The following is a 1745-nucleotide window of genomic DNA, read 5'->3' as shown; positions in this document are numbered from 1 at the left end:
GTGGCGGTGAGGTTGTCGGCGACCGCCTTGCCCTGGCGCTGCGCGTGCTGCGCCGTGGGCGGGCAGATCGCCCCGTCGCCCTTGGCGACGTCGGGCACGGCGGCGCAGTCGCCGAGGGCGAAGACGCCGTCGAAGCCGGGCAGCGTCATCCGGTCGGTGACGGCGAGCCGGCCGCGTACGGTCTCCGCGTCGAGGGTGGCCACCAGCGGGCTCGCGGCGACGCCCGCGGTCCAGATCAGGGTGCGGCAGGGCAGTTCGCGGCCGTCGGTGAGGGTGACCGTCTCGGGCCCGGCCTCGGCGACGGAGACGCCGAGGGAGATCTCGATGCCGCGGCGCTGGAGCACCTCCATGGCGTCGGCGCCGAGCTTGTCGCCGAGTTCGGGCATCAGCTTGGGCGCGACGTCGATGAGGTGCCACTTGATGAGCTTCGGGTCCAGGCGGGGGTAGCGGGTGGCCGCCGCGGTGGTGACGCGCTGGAGGCAGGCGGCGGTCTCGGTGCCCGCGTAGCCGCCGCCGACCACGATGAACTGGAGCCGTGAGACCCGCTCGGCCTCGTCGGTGGCCGCGTCGGCGAGGTCGAGCTGGGCGATGACGTGGTCGCGTACGTACGCGGCCTCGGCGAGCGTCTTCATGCCGCGCCCGTACTCGGTCAGGCCCGGGATGTCGAAGGTCCGGGTGACGGAGCCGGGGGCGAGCACGATGTAGTCGTAGGACTCGTCGACGACCTCGTCGGTGATCTTCCGGATCACGCAGACCTTGGCCGAGCCGTCCACGCCGATCGCGCCGCCGGGGATGATCCGGGTGCGCCGCAGCCCGCGCCGCAGGGAGACCGCGACCGACTGCGGGGTGAGCACTCCGGAGGCCACTTGGGGCAACAGGGGCAGATAGAGCTGATAGCTGAAGGGGGCGACAAGGGCGATCTCCGCCTCTCCAGGGGCCAGGGTGCGCTCCAGCCTGCGGGCGCACTCGACTCCGGCGAAGCCGCCACCGACGATGAGGATCCTGGGTCGCGTCATGATCTGTCTCCTGCTCGGTTTCGCGGGCTCCTACCCATGGTTCGGCCATTCGCGGCGGTCCGCCTCTCGGCGGACCGCGGGGAGCAGGGGAAACGGACGGCCGTGCGGGAGCTTCGCGCACGGCGGGTGACGCTCTGCCCAGAGGACGGCCGGGCTGGCGGGACACACTGACCAGAGGGGCGTCGGGCCGGCGGGGACGCTCTGACCGGAGGTCAGCCCTCGGAGTCGTCGCCCGGCTCGTCAGCCGCGTCGAGCAGCGCGCGGGCCTTGGCCTCCGCCGCGTCGTACCGGTCGGGGAACGCGGACCGCTGGACCTCCTGCGCGACCTGGCCCGCGGTCCAGGCGGGGTGGCCGCGGTCGACGGCGACGGCCCGGGTGAAGAACGAGTTCGCCGCGTACGCCACGTCCATGCACTGCTCGGGCGTGCCCCAGCCCTGGCTCGGCCGCTGCTGGAAGACGCCGACGGAGTCCCGGTCGCCGCACGCCAGGTTGTTCATGTGGGATTCGACCCAGCCGGCCTCGAACCCGGCGAGCATCACCTTGTCGCCGACGCCCAGGCCGTCGCCGACCCGGTGCACCGTCCTTATGACCTCCGCGTCGTGCACGGGCGGCACCTGGCACCCCGCGTCCGCGCCGAGCGCCGTCGCGGGCACCCGGTCCCCGCGCGAGAGGCCCCGGAGGCCGGTGTGTTCTAGGCGAAGCTCAGCGTGCGGTACACCGTCACGTTCC

1 protein-coding gene and 1 pseudogene are annotated in these 1745 nt (G+C 73.2%); both read right to left on the bottom strand.

The genetic code is table 11. The features are described 5' to 3' along the window. On the bottom strand, positions 1-1016 hold a 1016-nt coding region (locus ACFU99_RS42735; RefSeq protein WP_384403934.1), incomplete at its 3' end, for an NAD(P)/FAD-dependent oxidoreductase. Between the two features lie 212 nt (positions 1017-1228). Beyond that, a pseudogene (locus ACFU99_RS42730) lies at positions 1229-1745 on the bottom strand (hypothetical protein); the annotation flags it as partial.

This window comes from Streptomyces sp. NPDC057654 (assembly GCF_042800135.1).
In the GTDB taxonomy this organism is placed as follows: Bacteria; Actinomycetota; Actinomycetes; order Streptomycetales; family Streptomycetaceae; genus Streptomyces.
Note: the sequence above shows the minus strand (reverse complement) of the source record. Positions and strands in the feature narration are given on the sequence as shown.